This is a genomic window from Parasphingorhabdus sp. SCSIO 66989 (assembly GCF_032852305.1).
Lineage (GTDB): Bacteria > Pseudomonadota > Alphaproteobacteria > Sphingomonadales > Sphingomonadaceae > Alterisphingorhabdus > Alterisphingorhabdus coralli.
On the sequence record NZ_CP136594.1, the window covers coordinates 3017604 to 3033626 of the forward strand.

Here is a 16023-nt window from a genome sequence, read left to right on the forward strand (position 1 = left end):
CTGGATATCATTCATCGCCCGTCTCCACCATCCATAGATTGCCGCCCTATTGCGTCGACTCTTTGGATAGCAGAACCACCGCCAAAGCGATTTGCGACATTGGTCGTATAGACCATTGGCTAATGTCGCTGCTGCCGCGGTTTTGGCACGTTGTTCCGAACCATCATGGGGAGGACAAGATGGCAAAACATAACAAAAGAACTGCACTTTTCGGGCTGTTGCTCGCGGCAAGCTGCCTGACACCGGCACCCGCTATCGCACAGGAGACCAGCATTGAAGAGCGGCTGGACAGGCTGGAATCGCTGGTTGAAACGCTGATCACCCGAATGGATCAGAAAGAACAGCAGGGCGAACAGGACCGCGCCATGGTTGCGGAGGTCAAGCAAGCGGTTGAGGAGACGCGCGAACTTGCAGAACGCAGCGAGCAAGCTGCACAAAAAGTAGAAGATGTTGAGCTCAGCATCGTCGAGGTCAATGACAAGCTGATCGCCAATCGCGATGTTCTGGGCGATGGTTTCAAAGTGGGCAATACCAGCATCACCTATGGCGGTTATGTGAAGATGGATGCAATCAGCGAGCGCACCAGCGGCGGTGTCGTCGATTCCAGCAGCATTGCGCGTGATTTTCTCATCCCCGGCCTGATCCCGGTGGGTGGCGATCCTTCCGGTTTCGATACCGACTTCAATATCCGCCAGACGCGCTTCTTCTTCAAAACCGCGACAGATGTCGGCGATGATCATACCCTCTCCTCAGTCATCGAGCTTGATTTTATGGTCACCGCCGGCGGCAATGAACGTATCTCGAACAGCTTTATCCCGCGCGTGCGCCAGGCCTATCTCACCTATGATAACTGGCTGTTCGGCCAGACATGGTCGACCTTTCAGGATGTCGGCGCCTTACCCGAAACGCTGGACTTTATCGGCGTGACACCGGGCACGGTCTTCGATCGCCAGCCTTTGATCCGCTACACCAATGGCGGCCTGCAAGTGGCGGTTGAGCAGCCCGAAACCACGGTAACGACACCCACAGGCGCACGGGTGATCGGCAATAACGACAATATTCCCGATGTGGTGCTGCGCTATAACTATAGCCGCGACTGGGGCCGCATCACGCTGGCGGGCATTGGCCGGTCTCTCAGCGTAGATGAGAATGTGTTCAATCTCGAATCAGACAGCGCCTTTGGCTATGGCATCAGCCTATCGGGCAAGATCAATGTCGGCGAGCGTGACGATATCCGCTTTATGGCCAGCGCCGGCGACGGGATTGGCCGTTATGTTGGCCTAAACCTCGTCAATGATGCCGCAGTGCGCCCCGATGGTTCGCTTGATCCGATTGCCACCTATTCCGGCTTTTTGGCTTATCGCCACTTCTGGTCACCCAAATTGCGCACCACCATTGCCGGTAGTTATTTCAAAGCAGATAATCCGATCGGGCTCACAACCGATGGCGTCACCGATCAGAGCACCAACGGCTTTATCAATCTGGTCTATTCACCTGTGCCGCCGCTCAATCTCGGTATCGAATATCTCTATGCCGATCGCGAGTTGGAGAACGGTATGTCGGGCAATTTGCAGAAGATACAGGTGTCGGCGCAGTACAGCTTTTAGCTGGCGAATACTTTTGGAGGTGAGGCTTGGTTTTCAGGAAGTGGGCATTAAGCCATTCGAGCAGAGCCAGCATCCCGGGCTGCCACAATGGTTGCAATTACTATTAGAGGAAGTAGTGGCCGACGCGGTCTGTAGTCATGAGAGGTGAGCCTAGGGGGAGTGCTCAATACAGGACCGCGTCGGTCACTTGGGTGCCAGCCTTAGCTGGCGGGTTCGGCCCGGTGGGACAGGCCGGATTCGAGAATATTGATACGGTCAATGAGGCGGTCACGTGCGTCATAGAGATCTTGCGATGATACCGAGCGCCCCGCCGCTTTGCAGTTGTCGATCAGCCGGTTGATCCGGCTTAATCTTGCCCGCAAAACAGAGAGATAACTCGCCATGACGCAATACTCCTCACCGCTAATTCACAAACTCTACTAGGTAGAATTTGCTTTTTACTTAAGCCTTTTGATCAAGGCCTTTGTCTTTGCTTGAGAGTGAAATAGCCAAGGCCCGCCACTAAATCCAATCACTTGAAACAGCATTCATTGATAGAATGAAACTATTGATCGGAAATGGTCCTTTTCAATGCTTTGCGCATATCGGCAGAGGCCTGAGTGTCTGCCACTTTCCTGCCCTTCACTGGCCAGTAAAGGAGGCCTACTCAAAAGAGTTGTAAAGCGGAATTGCCTGGGTGCAAAAAGTAATGCTGGCAATCCTTTAGTCTGTATCTATAGTGCCCGCCATGCCGACCTTACGCCAGCTCGAATATCTGATTGCCATTGCCGATCTGGGCCATTTTGGCCGCGCCGCAGACCGGGTGCATGTTTCCCAACCGACTCTGAGCCAACAGATCCGCACGCTTGAGCAGCGCCTCGGCGTAAAGCTGGTCGAACGCGAGAGCCGCGGCGCCGAACTGACACCCATTGGTCGCGAGATAGCGGTGAAAGCGCGCAAGATATTGGTCGATGTCCGCGATTTGCGTGATACCGCGACCAAGGCCAATGATGGCCGTGCTGGGACATTACGCTTTGGCGTCAGTCCGACCATCGGCCCCTATTTCATGCCCGATATTGTGCGCCAGATGCACCAACTTGCGCCCAATATGCGGCTCTATATCCGGGAAGGCATTCCGGTTCAGCAGGTGCAAGAGCTCGCCAGCGGCAGCATTGATATCCTGTTGGGCCCGTTACCAATTGAGAATAGTGCGCTCGAGGTTGAACCGCTTTTCCATGAGCCGCTCTATATTGTCGCACCGCCGGATCATCGTCTGGCGCAAATGGAGCCGCTGCAGCGCAGCGATTTCGCCGGGACGGGCTTCCTCAGCCTTGATCCGAAACACCATTATCACATCCAAACCAAGACCATCGCCGATGAATTGGGCGCAGATATTTTGCGTGACTATGAAGGCACTAGCCTTGATAGTCTGCGTCAAATGGTCGGGTCTGGCCTGGGTATCTCGCTGTTGCCGGAATTCTATCTCAGCTCCGAAGTCGGCGGCGTCGACATGGTCAAGCGGCTTGAGGTCAAGGACTGGAAAGCCAGCCGCAGTATCGGCATGGCGTGGCGCCGTGGTGCCGCTTATGAAGACACCTATCGCTGGATGGGCGAGTATATTCGCGAAAAGGGACTTGAACGCCTTGCCGAAGCGCAAAAGGCACATGGCCTTTCATAGTTAAAACCTATCGTATTATCATGTAATATCGCATTGCGATCTATGGCATTTGTATTAGCTAGTGCACAATTCTATTAGCTAATGCACAATAGCATATTGGTGATAATATCGTCATGGTGCCCTAACGGTATCAGGGAGTGATCATATATGGCAACGGACGGACAGCATGAAATGGGCGCGCGCGATGCCCTGCGCTGGATGTTCACACTGATAGCGCCGGAACGACCCTATGTAACCATCGCCCTGATCTATGGCATTGGGATCAGCATCTTGTCGCTGGCGACGCCGATCTCGGTGCAGATGTTGATCAACTCGGTCGCCAATACGGCATTGGTAACGCCATTGGTAGCGCTCTCCATGGCGCTGCTGGTGTTGCTGCTGATCGCGGTTTTGCTCAGTGCTTTGCGCGTCCATGTGATGGAGATGTTTACCCGGCGCTTCTATGCCCGGCTGGTAGCAGAGATCACCACGCGCGCGATTCATGCGTCCAACCCGTTTTTCCAGGACGCCAAGCGCGAAGATCTGTTCAACCGCTATTTTGATGTTGTCACCGTCCAGAAATCGGTGCCGTCGCTACTTATCGGTGGCTTTACCATCATATTGCAATCGGCGGTCGGCTTTGCGGTTACATCCTTTTACCACCCGTTCTTTCTGGCGTTTAACGGACTGGTGATCTTCTTTGCGTTTCTCATCCTGCTGGTGTGGACGCGCGGCGCCATTCGCAGCGGTATTGCGCTCAGCCATGCCAAATATGAAGCTGCGCGCTGGTTGGAGAATGTGGGAATCTCCAATGGTTTCTATAAGTCGCAGCGCCATGTCGGCTATGCGATGGATCGTTCCGAAGAAGTGACCGCCAACTATATGAAGCAGCGCAAGCGCCACTTCTTCTATAGCTATGCGCAAACCGTCAGCTTCCTGTTGCTCTATGCTCTGTCCAGTGCAGGCCTGCTGGCATTGGGCGGCTGGCTGGTGATTGAGGAACAGCTTTCCATTGGCCAGCTGGTCGCGGCAGAGCTAATCCTGTCAGCAGCGTTTTTTGGGCTGGGTCAGATTGGCCCATATCTCGACAATACCTATGACCTTGTCGCCGCATCAGAGGAAATTGGCCTGATTTTCCATATCGATCAGGAAGACCCAAAACCGGCAGCCAATGATGAAGCCGCCGACGGAACGCTCGCCTTTCGCGAAACACTGTTTTCGTCCGAGCGCGGCGGCAGCACCGAGTTCAACATCTCCATACCCGCCGGTTCCAATCTGCGCGCCATGGCGGAAGACCATGAGACACAGCGCTTTTTCAGCCATGCCCTAAAACGCCATGAAAAACCCAAACGTGGCATGATCACCGTTGGTGGTCAGGACATTCTCAATATCAACAATTTCAAGCTGCGCTCTGATGTTGTGGTGCTTGATAGACCAACCATGGTGGACTCAACCATCCGCGAATATCTGCAACTGGCCAACCCGCAATTCTCGTCAGCCGATGCACTTGAAATGCTCGACACTGTGGGTTTGAGCGAACGCGTTGCGCATTTGCCTCTTGGTCTGGACACGCCGCTGTCGACCTCTGGCTGGCCATTGTCGCTCGCCGAGGCGATGGCGCTGAAGCTGGCCGGTGCGATTATGCGTCGTCCACGCATTTTGTTGCTGACCTCGCTGTTTGACATGCTTGACCCGGACATCTTGCTGCGGGTCGGTGCCGAGCTGGCGACGCATGGTACAACAACCATTCATTTCACTGCGCGCAATGTCGGCAGCGATCAGACCGATTATCTCTGGGTTGGCCGGGACGAACAGAAGATTGTCAAAGATGTGGACGAGCTGCAGCGGCTCTATGCGGCCACCAAATCAGACCAGCAGGACTCTGCGGGAGCAGCGCAATGACCTCCTATAAGGAACATATTGATCATTTCGGCACCCTCACCGCGCAGAAAATGCCGGTGTCGCAGCGCGTGTTCAAATGGATGGTGCTGACCAGCCTGATCTTTGTCGCGCTGTTCGTTACCTTTGTCCCTTGGGTGCAAACGGCGCAGGGCCGCGGCCAGGTTATCGCGCTCAACCCGCAGGACCGGGTACAGAATGTGACGGCGCTAGTGCCCGGGCGGATCGAAGAATGGTTTGTTCAGGATGGCCAGCGGGTCGAGGAGGGAGAAGCGATTGTCCAACTCGCAGATAATGACCCGCAACTGCTCGATCGCCTGAGGGCGGAACGCATGCAGATTACCGCCCGTATTGCTGCGGCCGAAAGTGCATTGGAAACGGCAAAGCTAGACGTTACCCGCGACAGGGCGCTTTTTGATGAAGGCCTTGGCGCCCGGCGTGAATATGAGTTGGCCAGGATTCAGGTTGCCGAGAAAGAGGCGACATTGGCCGAGGCAATGGCTGAACTGAACCGCATCGACATCAATCTCAGCCGCCAATCGATGCAGTTGGTCACCGCGCCGCGCGACGGTGTGATCCAGCGTATCCGTGGCGGTGACAAAGCGACTTTGGTTAGCCAGGGCGATGTGCTGGCGACCTTTGCACCGATTGAAGCCGAACGCGTGGTCGAGCTCTATATTGATGGCCGCGATGTTTCTCTTATCAAGCCAGGATTCCCGGTGCGGCTGGAGTTTGAAGGCTGGCCCGCAATCCAGTTTTCCGGTTGGCCGTCAGTGGCACAAGGGATTTTTGATGGACAAGTTCGATCGATTGACCTGGCCAGCTCTCCCAATGGCCTGTTTCGCGTTCTGGTGGTCGAGCATCCTGACAAACCGGCATGGCCCAAGGAACCCTTTGTCCGCCTTGGTGCGACCGTGCGCGGCTGGGTATTGATGGAAGAAGTCTCGGTTGCCTTCGAACTCTGGCGTCAGCTTAACGACTTCCCGCTCCAGCCTGTAACCAGTAATTCGCCCGAGGCTGAAAATGGTACCAATGCGCCCTAAGCGTTGGCAATCCGGTAAAATACTGACTGCTGCTACCGCTCTGGCAATAGCCGGTATCGGTTGCAGCATCGGTGCCGCTGCACAGGCGCAGAATATTGAACCATTGCCCCGGCCAGTGGTGCAACCCGTTCAGGAAGCACAAACTACGGTTTCGGATGGGAATATCCCTAATCTGACGCCGCCGCCGGTCAGCGCTGCACCGCGTATTGGCGAATATCTAACGCTGGATGCGCTACTGGAAAGCTCTGCCCGGCATGCGCCGCAAATCCTCGAGGCGCTCGCCGATGCGCAAGCTGCCAATGCCCGGATTACAGCCGCGCAGGGCGCGTTTGATCTGGTATTCAATGCCGAAAGCTATTCCTATCTTTCCGGCTTTTATGGCGGCCAATATGTCAATGCGACGGCATCGCAACCGCTCACCAATAATGGCGGCAGCATCGAGGTTGGCTATCGCAATTCGCAGGGCCGATTTCCGACCTATAATGACTTTTTCTTCACCAATCAGGTCGGCGAATTAAAGGCACGCGGCGTCTATTCACTGTTGCGTGACAATATGATTGATGATCGCCGTTTTGGCGAACGCAATGCACGGCTGAATGCGCGAGTGGCCGAGATTGAGACCAACATTGTCGCGATTGGCGTCCAGCAACGCGCAATTGAAGCCTATAATAACTGGGTCGCCGCCGCTCAGCAGTTGCGCATCTATCGTGAATTGCTCAAGCTCGCCAATGACCGGCAATCCGGCCTCGTGCGACAGGTCCAGCTGGGCGCGCAGGCCGATATCATTCTGACCGAGAACCAACAGAATATCCTTCGGCGACAGACGCTATTGGTGCAGGCAGAGCGCAATCTGCAACAGGCGGCGAACCGCTTGTCACTGTTCTGGCGCGATGATGAAGGACGGCCCCTGCAGCCTGACCCCAATCTGATCCCTGATGATCTGCCGCAGATTTATCGCAATGGTGATGAGACCATTGAAGATGTGCTGGCGCGGCGACCCGATATCAAAATTGTCGAAACCCGGCTGGAACAGGCGCGGCTGAGGCTGCAGCTCGATGAAAACTTGTTACGGCCGCGCTTCGATGTCTTTGCCGAGGCGTCCAATGATTTCGGCTCGATCGGTGCGGGAGGCCCATCGCGCGACGGCTTTGAAACGCTTGTCGGCGTCCGCTTCTCGGTTCCGCTACAACGGCGCGAGGCGCGCGGTCGCATCGCCGCCACACAGGCCGAAATGGAAGCCACCCGCCGCGCCCGTCAGCAAGTGGCCGAGCGCGTGGAAAACACCATAAACGACATTATCATCGATCTGCGTGCAGCGGAAAACCTGTTGCAAATCGCCCGTGACGAAGAACGCGCCGCCGAGATTATGGCCGCGGGTGAACGTCGCCTGTTCCGCGCCGGTGCGAGTGATTTCTTCCTCGTCAATCTGCGTGAGGAAGCCGCTGCCAATGCCAGCATCCGTCGCCTACAAGCCGAATTTAACTTAGCCGCCGCCCGCGCCGATCTGGCTGCTGCTTCGGCGGACTTCGCCACGCTGGGCCTGGAAAGCGGGATCGGGATATTGCCTTGAGCGATACACCCCTCCTCTTCAGAGGAGGGGCAGTGAGACTTAAGGCTGTAAGGCCCTTAGTCGCAGCGGGGTGGTGCGGCGGCCCGCGCTGCACTTTTTGACTCCACCACCCCAACCCCTCCTCTGAAGAGGAGGGGCTAATTGGTTGCCGCCCAATCACCGGACTGGCCACCCGACTTCGCTACCAGCCTGATCTCGCCAATCACCATGCCGCGATCGACAGCCTTAAGCATATCATAAAGGGTCAGGCACGCCACACCCACCGCTGTCAGCGCTTCCATTTCCACCCCGGTTTGCGCCTGCGTTTCCACCTCTGCTTCAACCAGAACCGCCGACTGTTCTTCATTACATTCCAGCGACAAAGCCACTTTGGAGAGCGGCAGGCTGTGGCAAAGGGGAATCAGCTCCGCCGTGCGTTTGGCCGCCATAATCCCGGCGAGCCGTGCGGTGCCAAGGACATCGCCCTTTTTGCTGTCGCCCGAAACGATCTGTGCCAATGCTGCAGCAGACATACTCACCCGGCCCTGCGCAACCGCACGGCGGTGCGTCACCGGCTTTGCACCGACATCGACCATATGCGCCTGCCCGGCTTCGTCAAAGTGCGTGAGCTTGTCAGCCATTGGCTTTGTACTCCCAGCGCTCACGATCCTGAATATCCTCGGCGCGCGGTTCTATCCATTTGGTGCCATTAGCGGTTATCTCGCATTTCCAGAAAGCCGCCTCGGTCTTGAGCCAATCCATCAGAAAATCGGTTGCTTCAAAAGCCGCACGACGATGGCGCGCACTCGTGGCGACAAAGACAATCGGATCACCAGGCACCATATCGCCGACACGGTGGACGATATGGCACTGACCGATACTCCAACATGCGCGTACCTTTGCTACACCCTTAGCAATGCTCGCTTCAGTGAAGCCGGGATAATGCTCCAGACGTAAACTCCGCACCTGCTTATCATCCTGCGTATCTGGCCGGGCAATACCGGTGAAGCTCACTATTGCGCCATCACCCGCGACCTTGTCGCGCATCAGGCGATGTTCGGTCTGAGGATCAAGCGGTGCAGCGGTGCAAACAATCTTATCAGGTTCAGCCATTATAACACCGTTAGCCCTGAGCTTGTCGAAGGGCGCTTATCGATACGAGAGACGGGCTTCGACAAGCTCAGCCCTAACGGTCTTTGGTTGATTGCGCTCCAGTGCAAAGTCCCTACCCTCCACTGACGGGAGATAGCAGCGCCACCTCATCGCCATCACGCAGGATATGATCGAACGGCACCACTGCCTGATTGACCGCAACGCGAAACCGCGGATGCTCAACCGAGGTTTCAAGGCCATTATGCTCGATGCATAGGGCATTGAGCAGCTTCTCCACCGTCTCACCCTCAGATATCGAGCGCCGGGCCTGAACAATCATCTCACCAATCTGACCAAAGGCCAGCAGCGTGATATGCGCTTCTCCGCTCACCCGCCAGTCACCGCCATCGCGCGCGACACAGCGGGGCGTTGCTCGCTTATTGCCGCAACGAAATCATGTTCCGCCGGTTTTTGTCGAAGCGCTTTGCCGATCAATGCTGCCAGGGCAGTATCATCCCCGCCGCTGCGCATAAGATGGCGGAAATCAAAATAGAGATCGTGGCCAAGGCAGGGATAAAGCCGCCCGTTTGCGGTGATGCGGATGCGGTTGCATGAGGCGCAGAAATTGCCGCTCATTGGCGCGATAAACCCGATATCGCCGCCGGTTTCCTTCACCCGGTAATAGCGCGATGGTCCAGCGGTCCGGCGCTCTGTCGGCTGCAGGGTCCAGCGCTCGGCCAGTCTCTCTTTGACTGTCGCCAGCGATAGATACTCGGCATCCGCAGCACCACTGGCCATGGGCATCTTCTCGATCAGCACAATATCATGCCCCTCGCCATGCGCCCACTGCACCATATCCACCACTTCATCAGCATTATGCGCGCCATCGACGACCATGTTGATCTTGATCCGCAGCCCGGCTGCTTTTGCTGCGGCGATACCCTCCAGCACCGTATCCAACTGGCCCAATCGGGTGATCGCGGCAAAACGGTTAGGGTCAAGGCTATCGAGAGAGACATTGACCCGCCTCATACCCAGCGCCGCCAGATCATCAGCATGGCGCGCCAGTCTGGTGCCATTGGTGGTAAGCAGCAATTCCGACAGCCCCGTTTCTAAATGCCGCGACAGGCGGCGCATCAGTGGCAGCGTGTCACTGCGCACCAGCGGTTCACCGCCGGTAATGCGGATGCGATCAACGCCATGGGCGACAAAGAGGCTCGCGAGCCGGTCCAGTTCCTCAAGGCTGAGCAGATCATGACGCGGCGCAAATTTTTGGTCGCGCGGCATACAATAGGTGCAGCGCAGATCGCAGCGGTCGGTCACCGACAGCCGCACATAGCGCACTGCACGGTCATGCGCATCGATCAGGGGAGCAGCGGAGGTCATGCGCTGATAGTAAGCCAAATCAGCCGCAGGGCAACCATCAGGATCAACAGACCGGTGCCGCGCTGCATCCAGATAAGCGGCAGTTTCTTCGCGCCGAGCCAGGAACCGATAGCGCCGCCGATAAGGACGGCGGGGAGCAGCGGCCAATAGCTGATCAGCGCAGCTATGGCTTCGGCATCACCGGCGAGCCTGGCATAATGTCCCGACAGGCCGGCGATGGAATTGCCGACGATAAACAGCGACGCCGTCCCTGCAATCGATCGACTATCGCCCCAATGGGTGAGATAGAGCAGAGGTGCCAGAAATATCCCGCCGCCAATCCCGACAATACCAGCGAGCAGGCCGAGACAGGCAGACGCCGCGAACAGGCCATAGCCCTGTAATGCGCCCGCACCTTGCTCGAGTTCGACCGAAAGCGGCGGTCGGTAGAGTAGCATCAGCCCGCCAGCGACACCGAGCGAAGCGCCCAGAAGCCCGATGAACCAGAGCTGGGGAATTGCAAGCAACCCGCCGATCCATGCAAAAGGCAGCGCAATTACCACCAATGGAAACGCCCGCCGCCAGGGAATATGCCCTGCCCGCGCAAAACGCCAGCAACCGCCGGTAGTGACTGCAATATTGCAGATCAGCGAGAGTGCGGGGAGAATACGATAGTCGGTTCCTGCCAGCGCCAGCAGTGCCGTATAGCTAGACCCACCGCCAAAGCCGACAGCAGCATAGAGCAATGCAATCAGAAGAAAGGCGGGAGCGAGGAGCCAGGGCATGATAGTTCAATTACCGTAAACCCTGAGCCTGTCGAGGGGCGCTTCTCCGTATAGTGCCAAATCGAGAAGCGGGCTTCGACAGGCTCAGCCCTGACGGTTTTCGTTAGACCGATTTCACGAACCTCACCCGAAGTTTGAGGGCAAGAGAAAAGGGTGGTGCGGACGGCGGGACTCGAACCCGCACACCCAGTGATGGATAGCAGATTTTAAGTCTGCTGCGTCTACCATTTCGCCACGTCCGCTTTAGGCCACATACGGCCTAGGTCGCAGCGCTGTCGCATCACGCAAGCGAAAGTGCAAGGGGAAGCAAGAACGTTTTCAAAGTTTTGGGAGAGGCTTAGAGGCCGTGTGCAATCAGCTATTCAGCCGCTCGCGCATTTCCTTGCCAGGTTTGAAATAGGGAACGCGCTTGGCAGGCACATCCACCGCCTCGCCGGTGCGCGGATTGCGGCCCTTGCGTGGTTCGCGCTTGCGGGTTGAGAAAGCACCAAAGCCGCGCAGTTCGACCCGGCCATCCTCGGCCAGTTGCTGGATGATCTGGTTAAAGAAGATATCGACGATCTTCTCGATCTCGTCCGGTTTCAGTTCGGGATTTTCATCAGCCAGTTTCTGCAACAACTCGGAACGGATCATCACGCGCTCTCCCAATATGGTGTCTCTGGTCCCGCATCACACAGATCTGGATCACCATCATGCTTGCCGGGTTTGCGCCTTTTACCTCCCCGGCGCATGTCCCAAGTGTTAACAGTGACAGAAGTTGCGAGAAATTACAATGCCATGCGCCGTTTTTGGCTCTGTATGATACAAAAACGGGAGCAGATGTGCATCTGCTCCCGTTGAATGTCGCAATCCTCGATAAGAAGAGGCGGCTTAGTCCTTCTTCTTGAGCGCTTCGCCCAGAATGTCGCCAAGGCTGGCACCCGAGTCGGACGAACCATATTGCTCGACCGCCTGCTTCTCTTCGGCGAGCTGATGCGCCTTGATCGAGAAGTTCGGCTTTTTCGAACGGTCAAAACCGGCGACAACCGCGTCAACCTTCTGACCGGTCTGGAAACGATCCGGACGCTGTTCGTCACGGTCACGGCCAAGGTCAGAACGCTTGATAAAGCCGGTCGCACCGTCTTCGCCTGCCTGTACCTCAAGACCGCCATCGCGCACTTCAAGAACGGTAACGGTAACAACCTGACCCTTGCGCAGGCCACTGCTGTCACCGCCGACGGCCGGTGCGCCTTTTTCAAGCTGCTTCATGCCGAGCGAGATACGTTCCTTCTCGGCGTCGATGTCCAGAACAATGGCTTTCACCTCTTCGCCCTTGCGGTGCAGGTTGAGCGCGTCCTCGCCGGAAATGCCCCATGCAATATCCGACATGTGCACCATACCGTCGACATCGCCATCGAGACCAATGAATAGGCCGAATTCGGTGGCGTTCTTGACTTCGCCCTCGACTTCGCTGCCGACAGGATGCGCTTCTGCAAAAGCTTCCCATGGATTGCTCTGCGCCTGTTTCAGGCCGAGCGAAATACGACGCTTGTCGCTGTCAACCTCGAGAACAACAACCTCGACTTCCTGGCTGGTCGAAACGATCTTGCCGGGGTGAACATTCTTCTTGGTCCAGCTCATTTCGGAAACGTGGACCAGACCTTCAATGCCGGCTTCCAGCTCAACAAAGGCACCATATTCGGTGATGTTGGTAACTGCGCCCTTGAGCTTCGCGCCGAGCGGATATTTTGCTGCTGCGCCTTCCCATGGATCGCTTTCAAGCTGCTTCATGCCAAGCGAAATGCGCTGGGTTTCCTGATTGATACGGACGATCTGCACCTTGGCGGTATCGCCGATATTGACCACTTCGCTGGGGTGGTTGATGCGCTTATAGCTCATGTCGGTGACGTGGAGCAGGCCATCAATGCCGCCCAGATCAACGAACGCACCATAATCCGTGATGTTCTTGACCACGCCTTCGATCACCTGACCTTCGGTGAGGTTCTGGATCAGGCCGGAGCGCTGTTCAGCGCGGGTTTCTTCAAGCACAGCGCGACGCGAAACAACGATATTGCCGCGACGACGGTCCATTTTGAGGATCTGGAAAGGCTGAGGAATATCCATCAGCGGAGTAACGTCACGCACCGGGCGGATATCAACCTGGCTGCCGGGCAGGAAGGCCACGGCGCCATCCAGATCAACGGTGAAGCCGCCTTTAACGCGACCGTAGATCACGCCTTCAACGCGCTTGCCTTCGCCAAATTCTGCTTCCAGCTTGTCCCATGCGGCTTCGCGGCGGGCACGGTCGCGCGACAGCATTGCTTCACCATCGGCATTTTCCACGCGGTCGACATAGACCTCAACTTCATCACCGATATTTAGATCGGCTTTCTGACCGGGCGCTGCAAATTCGCGCAGGGCCACACGGCCTTCGGATTTCAGACCCACATCGATGACAGCCTTGTCATTTTCGATGCCGGTTACGGTGCCTTTGACAACGCGGCCTTCAAAGCCGCCATCTTCGCCACCTAGTGATTCGTTGAGCATTGCCGCGAAATCATCGCGTGTTGGGTTTGCCGCAGAGGCCATATGGTAATCCTTAGTATTTGTCTTTTTCCGGCCAACCGGTTGTCTCCGGTGGTCTTGGGCCGACCTGCCGCCAATACCGAATATATTGGCAGCATTCTCAAGACGTTAGCTTTGGTCCTACAGCAGATAGAAGCGCCAAAAGCGACAGCCGAGAGAAGCGCTATTGGCTTCTTCGTCTGTCGGTCACACTTTTTGTGTAGTGGGCCGTTAGCGGCCTTCTATCCTGCTGTTCACCGCAGCAATCGCCTCGCGAACGGCGAGGTCTATAGTCATATCCGACGTATCTAGCAAGTGCGCGTCGTCTGCGGCGATCAGTGGCGCGGTGGCGCGGCTTTTATCGCGGGCATCGCGGCGTTGTATGTTGGCGCGGATTTCATCGCGGTCCGCCTGCTCGCCGGAGCGCTCCATCTCGGCAACGCGTCTGTTGGTGCGGGCATCGACACTGGCGGTGACAAACAGCTTGGCATCGGCGTCCGGCGCAATCACCGTGCCGATATCGCGCCCGTCCAATATGGCGCCGCCCGGCTGTTGCGCAAAATCCTGCTGGCGCTTGAACAGCGCCGCACGCACCTCAGGGTGCACCGAGACCCGGCTCGCCAGCCCGCCGGTGCGTTCATCACGCAACACCGGATCGTCGAGCATCGCATCAGGAAAAGCGCAGGCTGCAAGAGCGTCTTTTGGATCATCAGGATTGCCGCCCATCAGCGCGACATTATGTCCCACAGCGCGATAGAGCAGCCCGGTATCGAGATGCGGCAGGCCAAAATGTTTGGCCAATGCCTTGGCAATCGTGCCTTTACCCGAAGCGCTGGGGCCATCAACGGCGATAATCATGCTGGCTCCTTCGCATCTTTGCGGCTGCGCAAGACGCGCCATATGCCGAAGAGCGAGATGATAATCCAGACAATCTGCAGCGAGAACGCGGCCCAGTTGATATTGACCGTCAGCGACCAGGCGAGCAGCAGCGAACCGAGAATGTTCATGCAGTTGTAGAGGATCCCTAAAGGCTTGTTGAGCACATTGGCATAAAAATAGGCAAAGACGATCAGGCTGGTGCCCATCCAGCCGACAATATCCGCCAGCATCATGCCCGCACTCCCGAAATCGCTTCCTGTCCACCGGTGGCGCGCTGTAGCAGCTTAGTGAAATCGGGGAAGCTGGTCGCGACGGGCGATATATCGGCGATGGTAATGCCCGTTTTGGCTACCAGCCCGGCTATGGCGAAGCTCATAGCGATACGGTGGTCAAGCACTTGCTCTATGGTGACAGCATCATCGGGTGCGAAAGGTTCGCCATCGCGGCCCTGTATCACCAGACCATCAGGCTGCTCTTCCAAGGCAACACCCAACGCCTTAAGCCCCCGCGCCATTTCGGCGAGGCGGTCGGATTCCTTCACCCGCAATTCCTCCAGCCCGCTGGTGCGCGTTGTCCCTTTGGCCATGGCAGAGGCGATGAAGAAGATCGGGAATTCATCGATCATGCTCGGAACCAGCGCCGGGTCGACATCTATGCCGGTCAGCGCGCTGGCACGGACGTGGAGATCGGCCACCGGTTCGCCGCCGACACTGCGCCGGTCCAGTTCGGTGATATCGCCGCCCATATCGCGCAATGCGGTGATCAGCCCGGCCCGTGTCGGGTTGATACCGACATTGCGGATAGTGAGGTCGCTGCCCGGAACGATCAGTGCCGCGACGATAAAGAACGCTGCCGAAGAGGGATCGCCGGGCACGGTGATCGTCTGCGGTTGCAAATTGGCCTCGCCGGTGACGAAGATATGCCGTGTGCCATCATCATCGGTCTCAACCCGGACATTTGCACCCGCGCCTTTCAGCATCGTCTCACTATGGTCGCGCGTCGGTACCGGCTCGATAATCTCTGTCACGCCCGGCGTATTCAGCGCTGCCAGCATAATCGCCGATTTCACCTGCGCCGAGGCGACCGGAAGCCGGTAGCAGATCGGAATCGCCGGGCAGATACCCTGCACCATCAGCGGCAGAGTATCGCTCGGGCTGGTGGTAAACTCAGCCCCCATCCGCCCCAGCGGTTCAGTGACCCGCGCCATGGGACGACGCGACAGCGAGGCATCGCCGATAAAATTGACGGTGATCGGATGACTGGCGACCAGCCCCATTAACAGCCGCGCCGAGGTACCGCTATTACCCATATCCAGAGCGGCCTCGGGCTGGAGTAGTGAGCCGACGCCCACACCCTGCACCTGCCATTCGCCATCTGCGCTGCGGTCAATCGTCGCGCCCATCGCCCGCAATGCGCCAGCAGTGGCCAGCACATCCTCGCCTTCGAGCAATCCCGATATCCGGCTTTCGCCGACTGCCAGCGCAGAAAGGATCAGCGAGCGGTGCGAAATCGACTTGTCGCCCGGCACCGTTAGCGATCCGGTCAACGGTTTGCCCGGCGCGAAATGCCATGGGCTTGGGGCTTCAGAAGAATGGCTCATTGGCGGCTTGCCTGTCTCTCATCG

16 protein-coding genes and 1 tRNA gene are annotated in these 16023 nt (G+C 57.1%); 5 read left to right on the forward strand and 12 right to left on the reverse strand.

Annotation, left to right across the window (positions count from 1 at the left end):
* Positions 1–179 precede the first annotated feature (179 nt).
* Entirely contained in the window at positions 180–1607 is a 1428-nt protein-coding gene (locus RB602_RS14065; RefSeq protein WP_317081416.1) for a DcaP family trimeric outer membrane transporter, read from the forward strand.
* Between the two features lie 200 nt (positions 1608–1807).
* Here the strand turns inward: RB602_RS14065 and RB602_RS14070 are convergent, their stop codons facing one another.
* Complete coding sequence (locus RB602_RS14070; RefSeq protein WP_317081418.1) at positions 1808–1990, reverse strand: hypothetical protein; 183 nt, start codon at positions 1988–1990, stop codon at positions 1808–1810.
* Positions 1991–2334: 344 nt separating this feature from the next.
* Here RB602_RS14070 and RB602_RS14075 point away from each other — a divergent pair, with 344 nt between their 5' ends.
* The 4 genes from RB602_RS14075 to RB602_RS14090 all read left to right on the forward strand — a co-directional run bounded on the left by RB602_RS14075 (position 2335) and on the right by RB602_RS14090 (position 7755).
* Positions 2335–3264 carry a LysR family transcriptional regulator gene (locus tag RB602_RS14075; protein WP_317081420.1) on the forward strand — a complete coding sequence of 310 codons (930 nt, stop codon included), beginning with the start codon at positions 2335–2337 and terminating at the stop codon, positions 3262–3264.
* A gap of 147 nt (positions 3265–3411) precedes the next feature.
* Complete coding sequence (locus tag RB602_RS14080; RefSeq protein WP_317081422.1) at positions 3412–5145, forward strand: ABC transporter ATP-binding protein; 1734 nt, start codon at positions 3412–3414, stop codon at positions 5143–5145.
* Entirely contained in the window at positions 5142–6185 is a 1044-nt protein-coding gene (locus RB602_RS14085) for an efflux RND transporter periplasmic adaptor subunit (RefSeq protein ID WP_317081423.1), read from the forward strand. The genes RB602_RS14080 and RB602_RS14085 overlap by 4 nt, the downstream gene beginning before the upstream one ends.
* Positions 6175–7755: a TolC family protein gene (locus tag RB602_RS14090; RefSeq protein WP_317081425.1), complete on the forward strand. Its 1581-nt coding sequence runs from the start codon at positions 6175–6177 to the stop codon at positions 7753–7755. The genes RB602_RS14085 and RB602_RS14090 overlap by 11 nt, the downstream gene beginning before the upstream one ends.
* Positions 7756–7892: 137 nt before the next feature.
* On the opposite strand, the gene moaC is transcribed toward RB602_RS14090, so the two are convergent.
* From moaC to aroA, 11 genes are all read right to left on the reverse strand, one after another.
* The gene (moaC, locus tag RB602_RS14095) at positions 7893–8375 is read right to left on the reverse strand and encodes a cyclic pyranopterin monophosphate synthase MoaC (RefSeq protein WP_317081427.1); all 483 of its coding nucleotides are present in this window, start codon (positions 8373–8375) and stop codon (positions 7893–7895) included.
* A complete protein-coding gene (locus RB602_RS14100) occupies positions 8368–8847 on the reverse strand; it encodes a molybdenum cofactor biosynthesis protein MoaE (protein WP_317081429.1) in 480 nt (159 codons plus the stop codon). Before RB602_RS14100 ends, moaC begins: the two co-directional genes overlap by 8 nt.
* A 112-nt stretch (positions 8848–8959) precedes the next feature.
* Positions 8960–9217, reverse strand: coding sequence for a MoaD/ThiS family protein (locus RB602_RS14105; RefSeq protein ID WP_317081431.1), 258 nt, complete (start codon positions 9215–9217; stop codon positions 8960–8962).
* The gene (gene moaA / locus RB602_RS14110) at positions 9214–10230 is read right to left on the reverse strand and encodes a GTP 3',8-cyclase MoaA (protein WP_317081433.1); all 1017 of its coding nucleotides are present in this window, start codon (positions 10228–10230) and stop codon (positions 9214–9216) included. The genes RB602_RS14105 and moaA overlap by 4 nt, the downstream gene beginning before the upstream one ends.
* A complete protein-coding gene (locus RB602_RS14115) occupies positions 10209–10976 on the reverse strand; it encodes a sulfite exporter TauE/SafE family protein (protein ID WP_317081435.1) in 768 nt (255 codons plus the stop codon). Before RB602_RS14115 ends, moaA begins: the two co-directional genes overlap by 22 nt.
* A gap of 154 nt (positions 10977–11130) precedes the next feature.
* Positions 11131–11218 (reverse strand) — tRNA-Leu (locus RB602_RS14120).
* Positions 11219–11330: 112 nt separating this feature from the next.
* The gene (locus tag RB602_RS14125) at positions 11331–11609 is read right to left on the reverse strand and encodes an integration host factor subunit beta (RefSeq protein WP_317084566.1); all 279 of its coding nucleotides are present in this window, start codon (positions 11607–11609) and stop codon (positions 11331–11333) included.
* A gap of 237 nt (positions 11610–11846) precedes the next feature.
* Positions 11847–13544: a 30S ribosomal protein S1 gene (gene rpsA, locus RB602_RS14130; protein WP_317081437.1), complete on the reverse strand. Its 1698-nt coding sequence runs from the start codon at positions 13542–13544 to the stop codon at positions 11847–11849.
* A 207-nt stretch (positions 13545–13751) separates the two neighbouring features.
* Positions 13752–14378 (reverse strand): (d)CMP kinase, encoded by a 627-nt coding sequence (locus RB602_RS14135; RefSeq protein WP_317081439.1) that lies wholly within the window; start codon positions 14376–14378, stop codon positions 13752–13754.
* Positions 14375–14632 carry a CBU_0592 family membrane protein gene (locus tag RB602_RS14140; protein ID WP_317081441.1) on the reverse strand — a complete coding sequence of 86 codons (258 nt, stop codon included), beginning with the start codon at positions 14630–14632 and terminating at the stop codon, positions 14375–14377. Before RB602_RS14140 ends, RB602_RS14135 begins: the two co-directional genes overlap by 4 nt.
* Complete coding sequence (gene aroA, locus RB602_RS14145) at positions 14629–15999, reverse strand: 3-phosphoshikimate 1-carboxyvinyltransferase (protein ID WP_317081443.1); 1371 nt, start codon at positions 15997–15999, stop codon at positions 14629–14631. The genes RB602_RS14140 and aroA overlap by 4 nt, the downstream gene beginning before the upstream one ends.
* Between the last annotated feature and the right edge of the window lie 24 nt (positions 16000–16023).